18 protein-coding genes and 2 tRNA genes are annotated in these 17,529 nt (G+C 37.9%); 9 read left to right on the top strand and 11 right to left on the bottom strand.

Going from position 1 to position 17,529, the window contains the following annotated elements; genetic code table 11:
• Positions 1 to 7 precede the first annotated feature (7 nt).
• From HS1_RS02175 to HS1_RS02150, 6 genes are read left to right on the top strand one after another with little or no spacing between them, the layout of a single operon-like run.
• Positions 8 to 454 (top strand): cytochrome c family protein, encoded by a 447-nt coding sequence (locus HS1_RS02175; protein ID WP_066060528.1) that lies wholly within the window; start codon positions 8 to 10, stop codon positions 452 to 454.
• 11 nt (positions 455 to 465) lie between these two features.
• A complete protein-coding gene (locus HS1_RS02170; protein ID WP_066060527.1) occupies positions 466 to 2,700 on the top strand; it encodes a methyl-accepting chemotaxis protein in 2,235 nt (744 codons plus the stop codon).
• A gap of 2 nt (positions 2,701 to 2,702) precedes the next feature.
• Positions 2,703 to 3,185, top strand: coding sequence for a chemotaxis protein CheW (locus tag HS1_RS02165; RefSeq protein ID WP_066060526.1), 483 nt, complete (start codon positions 2,703 to 2,705; stop codon positions 3,183 to 3,185).
• Positions 3,182 to 4,036: a CheR family methyltransferase gene (locus tag HS1_RS02160; protein WP_066060525.1), complete on the top strand. Its 855-nt coding sequence runs from the start codon at positions 3,182 to 3,184 to the stop codon at positions 4,034 to 4,036. Before HS1_RS02165 ends, HS1_RS02160 begins: the two co-directional genes overlap by 4 nt.
• 4 nt (positions 4,037 to 4,040) lie before the next feature.
• The gene (locus tag HS1_RS02155) at positions 4,041 to 4,631 is read left to right on the top strand and encodes a chemotaxis protein CheD (protein ID WP_066060524.1); all 591 of its coding nucleotides are present in this window, start codon (positions 4,041 to 4,043) and stop codon (positions 4,629 to 4,631) included.
• Positions 4,600 to 5,517, top strand: a complete 918-nt coding sequence (locus HS1_RS02150) for a diguanylate cyclase (protein ID WP_066060523.1) — start codon at positions 4,600 to 4,602, stop codon at positions 5,515 to 5,517. The genes HS1_RS02155 and HS1_RS02150 overlap by 32 nt, the downstream gene beginning before the upstream one ends.
• Positions 5,518 to 5,606: 89 nt before the next feature.
• On the opposite strand, the gene HS1_RS02145 is transcribed toward HS1_RS02150, so the two are convergent.
• The 6 genes from HS1_RS02145 to HS1_RS02115 all read right to left on the bottom strand — a co-directional run bounded on the left by HS1_RS02145 (position 5,607) and on the right by HS1_RS02115 (position 10,196).
• Positions 5,607 to 6,083, bottom strand: a complete 477-nt coding sequence (locus HS1_RS02145) for a hypothetical protein (RefSeq protein ID WP_156469351.1) — start codon at positions 6,081 to 6,083, stop codon at positions 5,607 to 5,609.
• A 365-nt stretch (positions 6,084 to 6,448) separates the two neighbouring features.
• Positions 6,449 to 6,907: a hypothetical protein gene (locus tag HS1_RS02140; protein WP_066060521.1), complete on the bottom strand. Its 459-nt coding sequence runs from the start codon at positions 6,905 to 6,907 to the stop codon at positions 6,449 to 6,451.
• Between the two features lie 315 nt (positions 6,908 to 7,222).
• A tRNA-Asp gene (locus HS1_RS02135) sits at positions 7,223 to 7,299 on the bottom strand.
• Between the two features lie 3 nt (positions 7,300 to 7,302).
• Positions 7,303 to 7,377: transfer RNA gene (locus HS1_RS02130), tRNA-Val, on the bottom strand.
• Positions 7,378 to 7,706: 329 nt separating this feature from the next.
• The gene (locus HS1_RS02120; protein ID WP_066060519.1) at positions 7,707 to 8,552 is read right to left on the bottom strand and encodes an ExeA family protein; all 846 of its coding nucleotides are present in this window, start codon (positions 8,550 to 8,552) and stop codon (positions 7,707 to 7,709) included.
• Positions 8,553 to 8,660: 108 nt separating this feature from the next.
• The gene (locus HS1_RS02115) at positions 8,661 to 10,196 is read right to left on the bottom strand and encodes a porin family protein (protein ID WP_066060518.1); all 1,536 of its coding nucleotides are present in this window, start codon (positions 10,194 to 10,196) and stop codon (positions 8,661 to 8,663) included.
• Positions 10,197 to 10,937: 741 nt separating this feature from the next.
• On the opposite strand from HS1_RS02115, the gene HS1_RS02110 reads away from it, so the two are divergent.
• The 3 genes from HS1_RS02110 to HS1_RS02100 are packed head-to-tail and all read left to right on the top strand — an operon-like array spanning position 10,938 to position 12,593.
• The gene (locus tag HS1_RS02110; protein WP_066060517.1) at positions 10,938 to 11,564 is read left to right on the top strand and encodes a putative Ig domain-containing protein; all 627 of its coding nucleotides are present in this window, start codon (positions 10,938 to 10,940) and stop codon (positions 11,562 to 11,564) included.
• A gap of 33 nt (positions 11,565 to 11,597) precedes the next feature.
• On the top strand, positions 11,598 to 12,215 hold the full coding sequence (locus HS1_RS02105) for a hypothetical protein (RefSeq protein ID WP_066060516.1): 618 nt from the start codon (positions 11,598 to 11,600) through the stop codon (positions 12,213 to 12,215).
• 54 nt (positions 12,216 to 12,269) lie between these two features.
• Positions 12,270 to 12,593, top strand: coding sequence for a hypothetical protein (locus tag HS1_RS02100; protein ID WP_066060515.1), 324 nt, complete (start codon positions 12,270 to 12,272; stop codon positions 12,591 to 12,593).
• A 207-nt stretch (positions 12,594 to 12,800) separates the two neighbouring features.
• Here HS1_RS02100 and HS1_RS02095 read toward each other — a convergent pair whose 3' ends face one another.
• From HS1_RS02095 to HS1_RS02080, 5 genes are all read right to left on the bottom strand, one after another.
• Positions 12,801 to 13,001: a hypothetical protein gene (locus HS1_RS02095; RefSeq protein WP_245670014.1), complete on the bottom strand. Its 201-nt coding sequence runs from the start codon at positions 12,999 to 13,001 to the stop codon at positions 12,801 to 12,803.
• The gene (locus HS1_RS02090) at positions 12,998 to 13,201 is read right to left on the bottom strand and encodes a hypothetical protein (RefSeq protein WP_066060514.1); all 204 of its coding nucleotides are present in this window, start codon (positions 13,199 to 13,201) and stop codon (positions 12,998 to 13,000) included. Before HS1_RS02090 ends, HS1_RS02095 begins: the two co-directional genes overlap by 4 nt.
• A gap of 141 nt (positions 13,202 to 13,342) precedes the next feature.
• Positions 13,343 to 13,492 (bottom strand): PIN domain-containing protein, encoded by a 150-nt coding sequence (locus HS1_RS12985; protein ID WP_156469350.1) that lies wholly within the window; start codon positions 13,490 to 13,492, stop codon positions 13,343 to 13,345.
• On the bottom strand, positions 13,485 to 13,715 hold the full coding sequence (locus HS1_RS02085; protein WP_066060513.1) for a DUF6364 family protein: 231 nt from the start codon (positions 13,713 to 13,715) through the stop codon (positions 13,485 to 13,487). The genes HS1_RS12985 and HS1_RS02085 overlap by 8 nt, the downstream gene beginning before the upstream one ends.
• Before the next feature lie 233 nt (positions 13,716 to 13,948).
• On the bottom strand, positions 13,949 to 17,458 hold the full coding sequence (locus HS1_RS02080) for a DNRLRE domain-containing protein (protein WP_066060512.1): 3,510 nt from the start codon (positions 17,456 to 17,458) through the stop codon (positions 13,949 to 13,951).
• Between the last annotated feature and the right edge of the window lie 71 nt (positions 17,459 to 17,529).

Here is a 17,529-nt window from a genome sequence, read left to right as displayed (position 1 = left end):
GGTTATTATGAGAAATTTTGTGATAATAATGTTTTTTATTATTCTTAGCTTTCCTTTTTCAGTCTCAGCCGAGCCTATGTATGTGGGTTCTGAAGCATGTAAAGAATGCCATGAATTTGAATATCAAAACTTTATGCGCTATGCAAAGAAGGCAAGGTCTTATGAAAAAATAGTTAGACTAAAAAAAGGATTAACAAAAGAGGAATTCCAAAGGTGTTTTCAGTGTCATACTACTGGCTATGGGAAACCAAGCGGTTTTGTCAGTGTGGAAAAAACACCTGAACTAAAATTTCCTGGATGTGAGGTCTGTCATGGTCCTGGGAGTGAACATATAGAATCTCAATCTATTGAAGATATTAAAAAACCTACTCTTAAAGATTGTGCTTCTTGTCATGTAGCAGAAAGAATAGAGGCCTTTGAATATAAACCCATGCTTTATGGGGGTGCCCATTAAGGAGGTTGGTTATGTTCCATTTAGTGAGAAAATATTTAAGGGTGAAAATTCTATTAGCCTTGATCGTGTTAGTAACCTTGATCATGGGTGTAACAATCTATATGAACATCCATAGTCAGGAGAAGACCCTATTTGAAAAAGCACATGAATTTGGTTTAGATATCGCTAGGCTCACTTATGCCAGTATTAAGAGGCCTATGGCTAGAGGAAATAGTGAAATGGTAGAGAAGCAACTAATGTATATAAAAGAGAGTATGGAAGGGGTAGAAGCCTATATTTGCGACTTTAATAAAAACATTGTCTATGCCAGTCAGCCAAAGGCCATTAACCTTTCGCTTTCTGAATTTATTTTTAATGAAAAGGCCATAAAACAGTTAGAAAAAATGCTTGAAACAGGACATGCGCCATCTATGGCCTTTGAGGAAAAGATAGGTAAACAACCTGGTCTTACAGTACTTTTGCCCATTTTAAATGAAAAGGGATGTTATCATTGTCATGGCAGTTCAAGAAAGGTCCTAGGTGCTTTGGTGGTAAAACAGTCTATTGCTGGTATTTATAATACCATCCACAGTTTAAGAAATCAGAATTTGTTAATTGGTGTTATGGGTATTTTGGCTCTTATTTTGCTTGGTTCCTTTTTTTCCGTGAAATGGATTTCTAAACCTACTAGAGAACTAGCTGAAAAGACAGCCCGGGTGGCTAAAGGCGATTTCTCTGTTTCTATGACTACCGATAGAGAAGACTCTATTGGTATTTTGATTAAGAATTTCAATATCATGACTAAAAAGATCAAGGATCAGATTGAATATGCTAATAGTCTAAAATTTAGTATCTCGGAACCTTTTTTTATTACAGACCCCAATTTTACTGTTACTTATATGAATAAAGCCTTAGAGAAATTGACAGGATACAGTAAGTCAGAAGTAGAAGGAAAAAAGAAATGCTATGAAATAATCAAAAGCGATTTCTGCGAAACCGATTGTTTTTTTAAAAAGGCTGTTCAAAGCGGGGAGACTATTATAGGCAAAAGGGGTATAGTAAGACAAATGGATGGCAAAGAAGTTCCTGTAATCACTAGTGGGGCACCTCTGAAAGATTCTACAGGTAAGATATGGGGTGGGTTCCATTTTATCAGAGATATTACTATGGAGGTAGAGGCTGAAAAGACTATAAAGGAAGCGGCTGCTAGAGAAGAAGCGCAAAGGCTTTATTTGGAAAAACGAGTGGAGAAATTGGTTGAGCTCTTGGGTAAGATAGCTAAAGGGGACTTAACAAGAAGGGCAGAAATAGAAGGTAAAGAAGATATGATGGATAGGCTAGCTCAACACGTTAACCAAATGCTAGATAATATGTCTAATATTATTCAACAAGCCAAGGAAGAAGCCTTAGCTGTAGCTGAAAGGGCATCTGAGATCTCGGCCAACAATCAAGACCTTTCCGAGCGGACACAAAAACAAGCAGTCTCAGTGGAGGAAGTGAGTGCGTCTATTCAAGAAATGACAGCTATCATAAATCAAAATGCAAAAAATACCGCTAAAGTTAATGAATTGGCAAAGTGGGCCGTAGATGCAGCTAAAGAAGGAGGTAAAGTAGCTGGGGATGCCATATCTTCTATGGAACGTATTAAGGAAACAAGTAATCGGATTACAGAGATTGTCAATTTAGTCAACGATATTACCTTCCAGACCAAACTTCTTTCTTTAAACGCCGCGGTGGAAGCTGCAAGGGCAGGAGAACAAGGGAAGGGATTTGCTGTTATTGCTGCAGAAATAAAGGATTTAGCTATCAGAAGTACAGAGGCAGCCAAGGATATTCAGGCCCTAATTGAAGAAAGTGCAGTCAAGGTGGGTGAAGGAATAAGCTTTGTTAACTCTACATCTGAGAATTTACAAAAAATTATTGGTCATATTACCAAAGTATCAGATGTCATAGCTGAAATTACTTCAGCAAGTGGACAACAAACAGAAGGAATTGAACAAATAAATAAAACGGTGATGGAGATAAATAAGGTAATACAACAAAATGCTGCCTTTGTGGAAGAACTTGCCTCGGCAAGTGAAAAACTAGCAGATGAAGCAGAAGTTTTATTAGAGTTGACTCGAGGATTTATTACCTCCGAAATGTCCACTAAAGAAACTCAGCCCCGGTCTTTGCCTGAAGAGTTAGTAAAAAAGGCTGAACCAAAAGAAGAAATGGGAAGTGGTCCTCCTGACTTAGATTTAGAAGATAAATTTGAGGAATTTTAAAAATGGAAGAAAATAAGGAAAAGACAGCAGAGCAGGTAGAAGGCTATTACCTTACTTTTTATCTGGCAAATGAGGTATATGGGGTGAACGCACTTAAAGTAAAGGAGGTAACCAGATTCCAGAGAGCTACCCGTATACCCCGGCTTTCACCTGTAGTAAAAGGTATAATCAATCTTCGGGGGACAATCCTTCCTATTTTTGACTTAAGAGCTAAATTTGATTTGGAACCCAGAAAAGACGATACTAAAGGTGTAATTGTAGTAGTAGAAATCTTAGGAAGGGTCATGGGGGTATTAGTAGATGATGTAATTGATGTAATATACTTAGAACAAGCCAATCTCCAGCTTAGTCCACCTTTAAGTCCTAAGGTCAGAACAGATTTTATTAAAGCCTTTGGTAAAAAGAATGACGATTTGATTATTTTATTAGACCTAGATAAAATTTTAAGTATAGAAGAATTAGAAGAAATAGATAGTATAAAATGAACTATGGTCTTGAATTTACAGATACTGAGTTTAAGCTTTTAAAAACCTTTATTTATCAGCAAACAGGCATTTGTCTTGCTGAATATAAAAAACCATTTTTAGTCTCTCGGCTCAGAAAACGGCTAACTTCCCTTCGCCTTAACTCCTTTGAGGAATACTATAATTATCTAACTAAGCACCCTGCAGGCCAAAAAGAAATGATGCACATGATAAGTTTAATCACTACCGGGAAAACTCAATTTTTTAGAGAAAAAGAGCACTTTGAATACTTAACCAATAAGGTATTCCCCTATTTTTTGAAAAAAGCAATAGCAAAGCAAAAAATACCTAAGCTCTATATATGGAGTGCAGGTTGTTCCAGTGGTGAGGAGGCTTACTCTCTGGCTATGGTAGCAAATGATTACTTTAGCATTTATCCCCAGTGGGAGATTGAAATATTAGCTACTGATATAGATATGAAAGCCCTAAATAAGGCCAAGTCAGGCATTTATACATCAAAGGAAATAGCCTCTCTACCTTCTAGCTATGGTAAGAGATATTTTCAAAAGGTTAAAGGGCAAGATTTATTCAAGGTTAAAGATATCCTTAAGAAACTAATTGTATTTAAATATTTCAATTTATCTACAGATTCTTTTATTTTTGAAAGGAAATTTGATATTATTTTTTGCCGAAATGTGATTATTTATCTTGATTTAGAGGTAAAGCAGAGAGTAATCCAGGGTTTTTATAAGACCCTCTCTGAAGATGGTTTTCTCTTTTTAGGCCAAGCGGAATCTCTGTTAGCTTTTAATAATGCTCCTTTTTTATTATTTGCACCTAGTATTTACCGAAAGAAACCTTTAGAAACATAAAAAAATGTATAAATGCTTTAGTTCAAAATATCAAAGGCCGGTAATTGTTATAGAAGCAGGAGAATACTATATTTCTACTCAAGGAGAAATTATTTCAACCATAGTGGGCTCTTGTATTTGTACTTGTTTATATGACCCTGTTCATGCAGTGGGAGGTGTTAATCACTTTATGCTCCCTGCTTCCCTTAAATCTCACGAGATTTTAACCACGGAGATGGGGCGTTATGGTTTATATGCTATGGAGCTCCTTATAGCTGAAATTATGAAATCAGGAGGACAGAGGCAACTTTTAAAAGCCAAGGTTTTTGGGGGCGGACGATTATTAAATTATCGGCTTTCTCATGATAACATTCCTCAATTTAACATCAAATTTATAAATCATTTTCTTAAAATGGAGCAAATCCCTATCATTAGTAAAGATGTAGGGGGGGATTTTGGGCGTAAATTGTATTTTTTTAGTGATACAGGTAAGGTCTTCGTGAAAAAATTATTGCCTCAACAATACACTGAATTTAAATATGTAGAAGCACGATATACAGAAAGATTACTCAGAATAAAGAAAAATGCGAAAACCCGTTATTCTAATCATAGATGATAGTAAGTTGATAGCCCAGTTTTGCCGTCAGATCCTTGACCCAAAGGGATTTCATGTAATTTGGTCACCTGATGGGTTAAAAGGACTGGAAGAGGTAAAAAGGGTGAAGCCTGATTTAATCTTGCTTGATGTAGTTATGCCTAATTTGGATGGGTATGAAACCCTTCAAAGATTAAAGCAGTTCCAAACTACTTCTGACGTTCCAGTGATTATGCTCAGCTCCAAGACAGAGGCAGTAGATAAAGTTAAAGGGCTAGAATTAGGGGCTGTGGATTACATTACAAAGCCCTTTGATGCTGGGGAACTAATTGCGCGGGTCAATACCCAACTGCGTTTAAAAACACTTCATGATGAATTGTTAGAAAAGACAAAAAAGCTGAGCAAAATGGCTGATAGGGATGGACTGACTGGTTTGTACAATCACCGATATTATCAAGACAAACTGGCCGAAGAGTTTGCTCGGGCTAAAAGATATAAACTTCCATTATCCAACATCTTGATGGATATAGATTTTTTCAAAAAGATTAACGATACCTATGGACATGCAGCAGGTGATATTATCCTTAAAGGGATAGGTTCTATGCTCAGGGGGTCAACACGAAAGGAGATTGATACCCCTGCTCGATATGGGGGGGAGGAGTTTGCTATTATTTTGCCACACACTGAACTGTCTAGGGCAATTAAGGTGGCAGAAAGATTGAGAAAGGCTGTTGCTGAACACCCCTTTAAGATTCCCACTGGGCATATTTCTATTACCATGAGTTTTGGAGTAGCAGCCATCCCTCATGCTGAAATTGAGGATAAACAAGCCTTAATCAAGGCATCAGATAAGGCTTTATATAAAGCAAAAGAAAAGGGCCGAAACAGAGTGGAAGCATTTTTGTAAATTTTATTAGCAGATTTTGGTTCTGTCTTCACTTACCGCTGGTATAAAAATGGAGTGTGAGGTTTGAAGAGGTAAACTTACCCAAGAATTCAAAAGATATCATCTTGTCTAATAGGAATCAAAAAAATCTTGTAAGTGCTAAAATGAGTTTTGCCAATCAATGGTTTGGTCTTATAAATAAATTCTCCTGTAGATGCATAACAAAGAGTAATTTGCATTTCTGTATATCCCTTTTGGTGCTTACTAGCCAGTATTTCCACTTCAGGGGTGAAAATTCCCACAAATGGCACAGGCAAAGATGGAATTCCTAAATAGTTAGTATCAATTTTATCTGTGCCCACTGATTTAACTAGTATAGAAGCTATATAATCAGCCTTATCTTTTGTTTCCACAACCACTGCCTTATTTTGTAAGAACCAAAGGGAGACTGCCTTTCTTAAATAATTTTCCTCAGCAGGTGCTAAAGAAACAATCTCTATGTAAACCTTTGAACCCTGGATTTTAAGATTATCAATTTTTGCAACGGCTTTATCAATAGATTTAGTAAGCAGAAGTTGCTCAATCACACTTCTCTTTGTTTGAGTGATATATCTTGTAGTGCTGCAAGAAGATAGAAAAAAGCCCAAAATGAGGATAACAATTTTAAAATACGTGGAATATTCACTTATCTCACAGTTTTTGGGGCGCACTAAATAACACTCCCACCTTTTATATACAAGAAACAAGAAACTAGCATAAAATCAGAGAATATTCAAGATTTTGTAGCGGAAATGGGGTCAAACCTACAAAATACAGTTAAGAAAATAGAAAACGGAAAATAGAAAATAGAAATTTCCAATTCCCATTTCCCAGTTCCCATGTGCTAACGTTCTAACGTGCAAACGTATAAATTGTAGGTTTGACCCTAAATTCTTAAATTCTAAATTTTGAATCATGGACACGTTATAAAAGTTACCGTCCCAGGGCCAACGTGTTCTCTTTCTATTTCTTGCGAATCATATTCATAACATATCCCAATAACTTCAAAGGTACCATTAAGACTGGGCCAATCTAGGACTATATATATTGTATCTGCACACATTTCCTCATGGTCTGCCCGCGCAACATTAAGTGTCAAATACACTTTATTACCAGCTATCTCTGCATTGCCATGTGTAGCTTGTATTGTTGGCTCGCCTTCTTCAGTAACTTTTCCATTTAGAAAATAATGGCCGTTTCCCATATCTGTAACGGCAACTTGAATAATGCCAGTATCAGTGTCCCCATTATGTGTAACTTCACCCCGCCAACAATAATCTCCAATATAGGTTCCTGCATTCACAGTTGACACACTAACCCAAGTGAAAAAAACCATAATCCCTATAACCAACATTGCTTTTAAAGGTCGCATTTTAACCTCCCTTTAAATTTAATGATTGTATGCCAACATTTGACATTGCCAAACTATTCTTTTTTATATTTAAAATTTATTACTTGTCAATTCCGGAATTGGTTCCGGAATTGGCGGGATTGGGGTCAAACCTACAAAATACAGTTAAGAAAATAGAAAACGGAAAATAGAAATTCCCAATTCCCAGTTCCCATGTGCTAACGTTCTAACGTGCAAACGTATAAATTGTAGGTTAGACCCTATAACCCGCAAGTGTATTTCACCTTTTAGAATAATAGCGGACTTTGGAATGGGAGATAGAGTATGGTCTTTTTATGGCGGGGCCGATGGGACTTGAACCCACGACCTCCGGCGTGACAGGCCGGCGTTCTCTCCATCTGAACTACGACCCCGCATGGTGGGCGGAACAGGTTTCGAACCTGTGACCTTCGGCTTGTAAGGCCGACGCTCTCCCGCTGAGCTACCCGCCCAATAATCTAAAATTATCAAGTTAAATAGTACTTGTCAAGAGCGGTTCGATTTCAAAAATTCACTATCAAGCAGAGTGTTGCCCTTTCAAGCTTAAGCTCAACTTTGACAGCAAAACAGCTATTTTGGTTTTATCTGAAGAAGAAAATGCAGTAAAAATGGGTATATTGGACAGCTCTTCCACCAAAGGAGCATTCCTGCCCGAAACGCCAGGCAGGGATGCCTGTCGGCAAAGAGGAAAAAAACAATAAGAAGAATGGTGACCGATATTTAGCCTGGCCATGTGGTGAGCCATAAAAGGGTTGGCCAGAACCGATAAGATGGGTGACCATTACCATTTGAAAAGGAACCAACTCCTTTTAGGTTTATGGCTTACTAAATCTAAGTCATTCACTGTTTCTTTAATGATTTTAGCATTAATGACCTTTTTTTCTGCAACATAACCTGTAATCAGGGCATTACTGCATATTATATTTATCAATCGAGGAATCCCACCAGAATACTTATAGATTTTGTCTATTGCTTTGTCATTGAATATATCATCTCTCCCGCCAGCCTTGGTCAATCTTTCCTTAACATACATTTTTACCTCTTTGCTATTTAGTGGCTTGATAGTATGCCTTAAGCTAATTCTCTGCTTTAGCTGCCTGAGTTCTGTTGAATTTATTTTTTCCCAAAGCTCTGGTTGACCAGAAAGCACAATTTGTAACAACTTTTCAGCACCGGTTTCTAAGTTTAAAAGCAGCCTTATTTCCTCTAAAAGTTTACTACTTAACCTCTGGGCCTCATCAATAAAAAGCACTACAGGCCCCTTTCCCTTGGCTAGGCAATCAATCAAAAAATCGTTTAAATTAATGAGAAATTCAGCCTTGGTTCTTGGTTTAGGAAGTCCTAACTCGTTACAGATAATATAAAAAAAGTCCATTAGTTTTAGTTCAGGGTTAAAGATAAAAGCGGTAATGCTACCGTTTTCTTCTAATTTTTTTAGGGAGGCATTAAGTACAGTGGTCTTTCCCACACCTACCTCACCAGTAATCACAATAAATCCCTTTTTAGCTTTCACACCATAGATTATCTGTGCTAAGGCCTCACGATGAGTAGGACTGAGATAAAGGAAGTTAGGGTCAGGTGTGATATTAAAGGGTTCTTTTTTAAGACCATAAAAGTGTTTATACATAATTAAACACTTGATTTGTTAATGGATGCTCTTCTTTTTAGCTTAGCATAAAGGCAAGCTCTTAGCAATTAAGAAGAGGCCCAAAATCCGCCATTGATTTTAAGAAAATCAACGCCCAACTCCCTGGGTCAGAGGAGGGGAGGGGGGTCTTATAGGGACTTTAGCCCAGGGCCAGGTGAGTGAAAGCCCTAACATAACTCTATTGTCATAAACGCTTACATCCTCCTCAGTGGCGTTATAAAAAAGTGGATAACTAAAATTTGAATAAATATATTGGAAATGCCCACTTAACCACCGCGTGAAGCTATAACTCAATGCCAACATTGCCTGATGATAATCCAAATTCTCCTTTGTTATTTCTAAATACTGGTGGGTATAAAAATAAGAAGAAAATCCGATCAAGCGAGGGGTAAAAAGATAAGTAAGGTCTAATCCCACAGTATAGTAGTGCATTTTTTGATAGTAATCCCCTTCACCTTCTGCAATTGGTTTCTGTCTGCTATAATTTCCTGTTAAACTTGCAGTAAAATGAGGGGTAATTCTGCTGGTAATGTCTCCCCACCAGGTTTGATAGATACCTGTCCCTCCCATCCCTCCATAAGTGCTTACATCCCTTGTATATCCTAACCCAATATCAATTCTCTTAAAGGATTTGCTAATTTCAGCAGATGCATGCCAGTTTGTTTCATCCCCATTTCCATCTCCCCAAGAAATAAACAAAGGCCCAGCACTAATTTCCCAAAACAAAGTGGGTGAAACTTCATGTCTCCATCCCATAGTAGCAGTATGAATCTCTGTGTCTATCTCCCTAGTATAGGAAAATCTCCGGTATTCATACTCCAGGTTAAAGGTATTTCTTGGACTGGTTCTGTAGTCTATACCTGTCCTTCCCCCCTGTTCCCAACTATTTTCTAAAGCATAGGGAAATGGCCTCCTCTCTCTCTCGTGATATTTATAGAACCTATTAAAGTATCCTGCATAAGTATCAATACTAGGAGAAACCCTATAATGTAGAGTGGCATCTGCAGAATTACTCCAATAATCAGTGGGATAGGTGAGCATATCTAAATAGGTCCGTATCCTCTCTTCCCTTGGCAGCTCTAAGTATTCTGTCCTTCTATACCTCCCATAATATCCAAAGTAGCCTAATCCACCCCCCCATGCGCCATATCCCCTACCATATTCAGCAGCATAGTAAGACATATTATCTATTACATCCAGAGTTATTCTCTTTGTGGGTGTGATATTTAATCTTAAGGAAGCATTCTGATTCATCGTGGTGTTTAATTCAGGGTATTTAGAGTAAAATTCAAAACCTGACATATAAGTTGCAGATACCTTTGCTTTTTTAGTTTCATAAGAACTCACAAAGCTTGGGGAAACCACAGTAATTAAATCATCAATCCGGTCTTCTTCCAAAAAGAAGATATTATCATCATAAATTTCATAGATTGAAAAGCCAGGGACAAATATAAACTTTCCCGCATTTACATATCTTGTAAGGTATAACCCTCTGATTAAAAAAATAACACTTACTATAAAAATAAATTTCTTCAACTTAACAAGGCCTATAATGCAGGAAAATTTCTTAAAATCAATATAAAATAATGAACCTTGGTTTGTCAAGGAAAAAATACCAGTCATGATACCGGCCTCCCTGTTAAAATCCAATGTGTAAACATTGTAATGTTTTCTAAACTGTATGAAAATTCATACATGCCTGCTTTTTAACGTTATTCAGTATACTTGGGACTCTTTTATTAATTATTGCTCCGTATAAAAAACCTACGCATTTAAACTAATGGCCTTGTAACCTTTAGTTAGTGTAGTAGTGTAGGAAATACCCTACATATTCATTTGGGGGCATTTGGGGGTCAAACCTACAATTTACGTTAGAACGTTTGCACGTTTGCACGTTTACACGTTGGAACGTTTGCACGTTAGCACGTTGGAACGATGAGACGTGCTTAGTCCTTAGTGCTTGGTGCTTAGTCCCTAGTGCTTAGTCCCTAGTCCTTAGTCTCTAGTCAATTCTAGTCTTCTTTTTGATTGAGGCATTACACAGTTGTAAGTTAGAAAGTTTGCAAGTTAGAACGTCTGAACGTTTGCAAATTGGCACATTGGAATTAGGAACTGGGAATTAGGAACTGGGAATTAGGAACTGGGAACTGGGAAATGGGAATTTCTATTTTCCGTTTTCTATTTTCCATTTTCCGTTTTCCGTTTTCCGTTTTCCGTTTTCCATTTTCCGTTTCCCGTTTCCCTTTCCTTCTTTATCCACGTTAGAACGTTAGCACGTTAACACGTTGGCACGTTTACACGAAACAGGGCAAATTGGCACGCTTATTGCTCTTATAATTCATAGAATATCAGGAAGGAGTGACCATGCGTGCATTTTGCAAAATAGCGAGTTTTTTAATATCTTTTTTAAGTTCATTTTTTATCCTTCATTCTTTAAGTTTAGCATACACCTTTTCAGTTGTTTCAGGCAATCTTCCTCCGGGTTTGAACTTAAGCACCGATGGTGTTATCTCTGGCATTCCCACAAAGGCAGGTACATATACCTTTAAAGTTAAAGTAACCGACTCTGCATCCAATGAAGCCTTTAAGGATTTTACACTGACTGTAAAAGAACAGGACGTTCAACCACCAAGTAAACCCTCCAATTTTACTGCTACACCGGGCGATGGACAAATAAAACTCTCTTGGATAAATCCAGAGGATGAAGACCTGGTTGGCATCTTGGTTTTATATAAGAATAATACTTACCCGATAGATTACAACGATGATGATGCTATCTTGCTTGATAATATTAATGTAACGCCAGGTGCTGAGGTTAGCATTCTGCACTTAGGATTACAAAATTGTAATCAATATTATTATGCGGCCTTTGCTTATGATGAGGCAGGAAATTATTCACAGGCGGCTAAAGCTATGGCCACACCTGGCAGCAATTGTAATGTTTCAGAAGTTAAGCCCATGCCTTGGTTGTATTTGTTGCTTGGGGAATGATTAGATAAAAGAGGTAAATTGGGAGAGAGTTGCATGAGAACATGGATTTTGGGAATAGTGTTTATCTCTCTTGGAGTAATATTTATTATTACTATTAGGTTAGGTAAACCATCTAGAGACATTGGTCCTTTCCTAAGAAGGGATAAACCTTTAAAGGAAATGCCCATTTCACATGAAAGAAAGAAGGCAAAATTCAAATTTGAAGCTGATTTCCCAGAAGAGAAAGATTGGATTGAGGTCACACCCCCAGGGAATGGTGAAATAGGCATTAGCTTGGCTGATGTTGCAAAAAGTCTTGAGCAGGCAGAAAAGATTGATCCAAGAAACATAGAGGCAATCCCTCCTGAAGATGGTAAAAAAGGGCTTACTTTGGCAGAAGTTGAAGAGATTATTAATCAACAAAATCAGATAGACCCAACAGAAATTGAGGTTACACCCCCTGAAAAACCAAGTGAACGAGGCGTTACTTTAGCAAAAGTAGAAAGCATTATTAGCCAGCAAAAGGATATGGATATAGAAGATATGGAGGTAACCCCACCTGAGCACTCAGGTGAAAGAGGGTTTACTGTAAGGGAGATGGAGGAAATTATAAAACAACAAAATGAAATTGAGATAAAAAGTATAGAACCGACACCACCTGATTATTTATAAATAGATGGCGATTTTTAATGCTTTTTAAATAAATAATAAAAAGAGGAGGATGATATGAGAGTAAAGAAGGTATTTTTGGCAATAGTATTAGTATTTAGCATGGTGGCGGTTTTTGTTGTAAGCGTTCATGCTGGCGAATGGTATACTTGCACAGTTAATATGGCTGGTGCTGGTTGGGGGAAACATTGTTATATTAAATTGTCAGACACTGCTGACTCTCCGGCTTTTAAAAATAAGTGGTTTATAGCTCGTGATAGCCAAAAAAAGGAAATGCTGGCCACAGCCCTAACAGCAATGACTAATAATATGAATGTTGTGGTTTATATTAGCTCTTCTACTCCATATTCTATAATCCATGCTATGTATGTAAAACGTTAGAACGTTTGCACGTTAGAACGTTTGCACGTTTAAACGTTAACACGTTGGAATGTTGGAAATGGGAATTGGGAAATGGGAAATGGGAATTGGGAACTGGGAATTTCTGTTTTCCGTTTTCTATTTTCTTAAATGTATTTTGTAGGTTTGACCCCAAAGCTACCAAAGCTAGCCATAATTCACAACGGATGAAAATAACAATTTACTTATTTACTTACCAAAAATCTCGTCAAAAAATTTATTTTTATCCAGCGTTTTTTGCCACTCTCTATGACGCTTCACACTTTCAACTCTTTTTTTTCTTGGCAAATTTAAAAATCTGACAGTTTCTACAGGACCTAAAGTATCTATTAGGACTTTTATAGACTTTCTAATTAATGTATTTTCATCCATATATCTCTCGGTTTTCACTTTAAATCCTCCTTTACACAAAAAGCTACAGGATTACTGCACCAAACTCTTATTTTATACCTTTTACATTTTCTTACAAGCTTTTTATCACATGAAATAAATTCAGCTCCCACCATTTCTGCAAATGCCACATGAGCTGCATCTGCAATTCCAAAGCCAAACTTTATCAACTCTTCAGCTCTTTTTCTTGCTTCTTTCAAATCAACTCTTACTTCTCTTCCATATTTCTCTGGAACGTTAGAACGTTCACACGTTTGCACGTTAAAACGTTTGCACGTTAACACGTTTGAACGTTGACACGTTAGCACGAAGGAAGAATTTCAAAATAACAAGAGAGGAGACTACAAAACAGCGAATTTAAAAAATGGATTAACTATTTCTATACCTGCTATTTTCATCCCGTGAGAAAGATCTTCTGTAAAAAGGATTTTACACACTGCTCTTTGAGCTGCTGCCACTATCAATGCATCCCAAAAAGAAATTTTATACATCGTAAAGCTCTTTTCTTTCCCACTTTTCTAACTTACCCCTGTTCTCCTTGGCTATCTTTGCAATCCTTTCATGAACCTCTGTATATCTGTTTTCTTCCCCTAAAAATTTTTCTATTTGCTCTCTCATCAAGGCTGATATACTTTTTCCCTGTAAAGCCGCGATTTGTTTAATTTTCTTCCAAATTTCCTCTGAAACCGCTATTGTCAGTATTTTAGTAGCCATGTTTAACTCCTTTTAATTAATAAAATAATAAATTATTATGTTTTTATTCTCAATCTCATTTACAATAGGACGTTAGAACGTTTGCACGTTAGAACGTTCACACGTTTAAACGTTAACACGTTGGAATGTTAGCACATGGGAACTGGGAACTGGGAAATGGAAAATGGGAATTTCTATTTTCCGTTTCCTGTTTTCTATTTTCTTAACTGTATTTTGTAGGTTTGACCCCAAAGCTATTCTGAGCCTCCAGTGGCTTTGAGTTGGATGTGGTATTCTTCCCCTTCCATGGCATCTGGGAGTGGGCTTTCAGTAGTGATAGCCAGCGGGTTGGTATAGGTTACTGTTATGCTATCAGTGGCAGTATTTCCAGCCTCATCATGGGCAGTGACAGTAATTACATTTTCACCTTCTTGTAATGAGATGTTAGGAATGCTCCAATTGTCTGTTCCTGAGGCTGTTCCATTGCCACCACGGTTATTTTCCCAAGTAATGCTGGTTACTCCTACATTATCTGAGGCAGTGCCACCCAGAGTTATTGAACTATTTTGGGTGGAATAGGTATCTGCTGATGTAGGCTGAGTTATGGTAACCGTGGGGTTAGTGGTATCTGGCGGCGGGCTAGGTTCTGTAGGAGTGGCGCTTATGTGCACACCTTCAGAGTAGTTAGGCACCTCATCATAGGTGAAAGCAGAATAATAGTAAGTTGTGCCATTTTGTAACCCAGTGTGAATGAAGCTGTCACTACAGCCAGGAGAAGCAGTTTTGTTGCAAACCAGGATTCCATCACTAAAGTTAGTTGGATAAGTATCTGTTCTGTAACGAATCATGGTGCCTGTAAAGTCATCATCTGTGGGATTGACCCAGCTTAAGGTAATCTGACCATTACCAGGAGTGACACTGAAGCTTGAGACCTCACCTGGTGGAGTGATGTCTGGTTCTGCATTACTTATAGTGTAAGTGATTACTAATTTTGGCCTTTGGTCAGGGTTTGGAGATTCTGTAGAGCTAAAGTATCTATTGCTATCTTGAGAGGCTACAGGGTCTGAATTGACCAACATACCATAGTTAGAGTCAGGATTAGATACCCATTCCTGCACCATATTGGTAACACTCCAGGATTTGTAGCCATAGGTCTTGTCTATGGATTTTGTGTCCTCTGCTTCTGCAATATCTGCCTGGGCAAGAGGGATGTCATTGTAAAGTCCACTGTAAGGAGTCCAGGGATTAATTCCATCATAGGTGTAACCATTGCACGCAGAAATTACAGGATTGTAATTGATGATTTTGTGGACAGAGAGGTCATAAAGGTCATCTCCACCATCGCCACCCATACGACTTAGGTATAGATATAATGTAGCATTATGGATAGTTGCAGAACTGGGTATGTTTGATAAATCCCACTTCATTATAATGGCATTGGCTATAGAATTTTCTGGCCAGGTGTAGGTATTGAGATACTGAGAATTGGAGTTATTTTCTTCATTGATATTGATAAAGGTATCTTCTAAAGTGCCTGGATAATCACTATCAGGGGTATCCCCAAGTATTACTGTGTAGGTGCCTGGTTCTAAAGGATGAGTAGTAAAGGTATGATCGATTGAGATGGCCTCATTGCCATTGGCATCTTGAGACCTAACCCGATAATGATATAAGGTTTCTGGAACTAAACCGGTAATAGTAACCGAATGGCTGGTGACCAAATTGCTATCCAGATCAGTTAAAGAGCCGTAATCTGTGTTTAGCCCATATTCTACCTGGGAAGTAGCTGGCTCATCTGTGGTCCAGGTAATGACTGCACTGTTAGTGGATGGTTGAGAGTCGACCTCAGAAATAACTGGTGACACATCAACAATGACATGGGTATGCACTGTTTCGGTATAATTGTTTTGGGCATCATAAGAGAAGGCAGAATAATTATAGCGATGGTTTTCTATTACACCATTATGAATACAAGACTCACCAGGTTTATTCACTCGGCAAACAAAGGTGCCTTCTGTATGATTTGCAGGGTATACTTCATAATTGTGGTCTGGACTTGAAAAACATCTTATCTCAACCCCTGCATAGTCAGGGTCATCTGGCACCTCCCAGGTAAGCTTTACTGAACTCCCATTCAGAGAGGCGTCAAACCCTATCACATCCGATAACTGCTTTATCTTAAATGACCAGGAATCATTTGTTGTATTGCCAAGGCCATCCGTGGCCGTGACTAAAACAGTTATATCTTGCCGATAATCAAAATCCTGGGGTGGGTCATAGAGGACATGAAAACCATTTGAAATGGCAGTAATGGCGCAACTTGAGGTGACATTATTTCCATTTACACTCACTGAGATAGAGGATTGATTTACTCCGTCTGAATCAGTGATATCAAAAGAGATATTAGTATTTCTAGGCACATCTGTGGCATTTCTGGCGGGTGATTCATTGCTCACCTGTGGCCCCTGATTCAAAATCGGCCCAATGATTTCATTGCCTGTAATATAGCAACCCATATTGATTCTTTCTGTAGTATCTTCATCCCCATCATAATCCTGCCTGTCTATACCTGCATTAATACAAGGTGAATCTGATCTTAAATGAAAATCACCTGCTTCGGGGTTGACAAAGAGAGGGTCGGCTTCGATAGAATGGAGGTCAAAGCCTGTAGCGGATTGCCATTCTGTAAGTGTAGCATATGAGCCAAATCCTCCAGATTGATAAAAATCGTTGTAGTCAGAATAGGTGATTTTTTGAGTAACAGAAGTGGTATACGATTTTTCCGTTACATTTACGAAGATATTGTTATATGCCTCTATTGAAGACTCTCCAAGTGCATAGGCAATTCCATCAGAAGTAATATTATAAAAGACATTATTGAATACTTCAAAATTTCGAACATGTGAGACTACCTCTATTCCTCCGTAGGAGCAATCACAAATAATATTTTGGTAGAACTTACAGTTATCATGCCCATCCTCAGGGCCACCACCAGCGCTATTGCCACGATAGGCAACATAGCAATCATGGATGATATTGTATCGATAGATATTATTCTCCCCATCCCTTTTATCATGAATCCCAGTTGTACAATCGTAGATTTCGCAGTTTTCTACTGTGACATTTTTATTATCGTAATACTTAATGCCGGCAGAGTTCTTACTGTCTCCTTTAAAACCATGAATAATGCAGTTCCGGATAATTGTATTATAAGTATTACCTAATGAAATCCCACTATGATTGTCGGTTGTAGGAATATAATGCCCTATGATTTCGCAGTTTTGAATAATCACACCCGTTGCATTAGAAATTCTAACCCCGCCCTCACGTTCCGGATGGTCACTTTTAAGAGTTTCCTCCCCAGTTTCTAATATAAATCCATCCCATACTATGTAGTCTCTATTATTAGCTCCAATGGGCGTTGGATTTCCCCTTATTTTTACCCAATGCCCAGGATATGCCTTAAAAATAATTGGGTTTGTCTGGGTTCCAGAGTTTACAGGATTAAGGGCAGGAGTTGCCCACTTTGCTGGGTCTCCTCCTGCATGATATTCTCCCTGTTTAATTAAAACCGTATCCCCTGCTTCTAAAGTTTGGGCAGCTTTGTTAATTGTTTTCCAAGGCAAATCCTCTGTTCCAGGATTTTCATCACTTGCTTTGGGATGATTTTGATCCACATAATAAATAGCTGCATTAACCGATGCAGCAGTAAGAAAGAATATTAAAAGCAAAATACTTATCCAACTGAAAAATTTAAATTTCATATATAATTCCCCTCCTAAAGGATTTTTCAAATCTCAAAGATTTAGTAAGCAATTATTGTGCCAAGTAATGT

The sequence above is a fragment of the Candidatus Desulfofervidus auxilii genome (assembly GCF_001577525.1).
In the GTDB taxonomy this organism is placed as follows: domain Bacteria; phylum Desulfobacterota; class Desulfofervidia; order Desulfofervidales; family Desulfofervidaceae; genus Desulfofervidus; species Desulfofervidus auxilii.
Note: the sequence above shows the minus strand (reverse complement) of the source record. Positions and strands in the feature narration are given on the sequence as shown.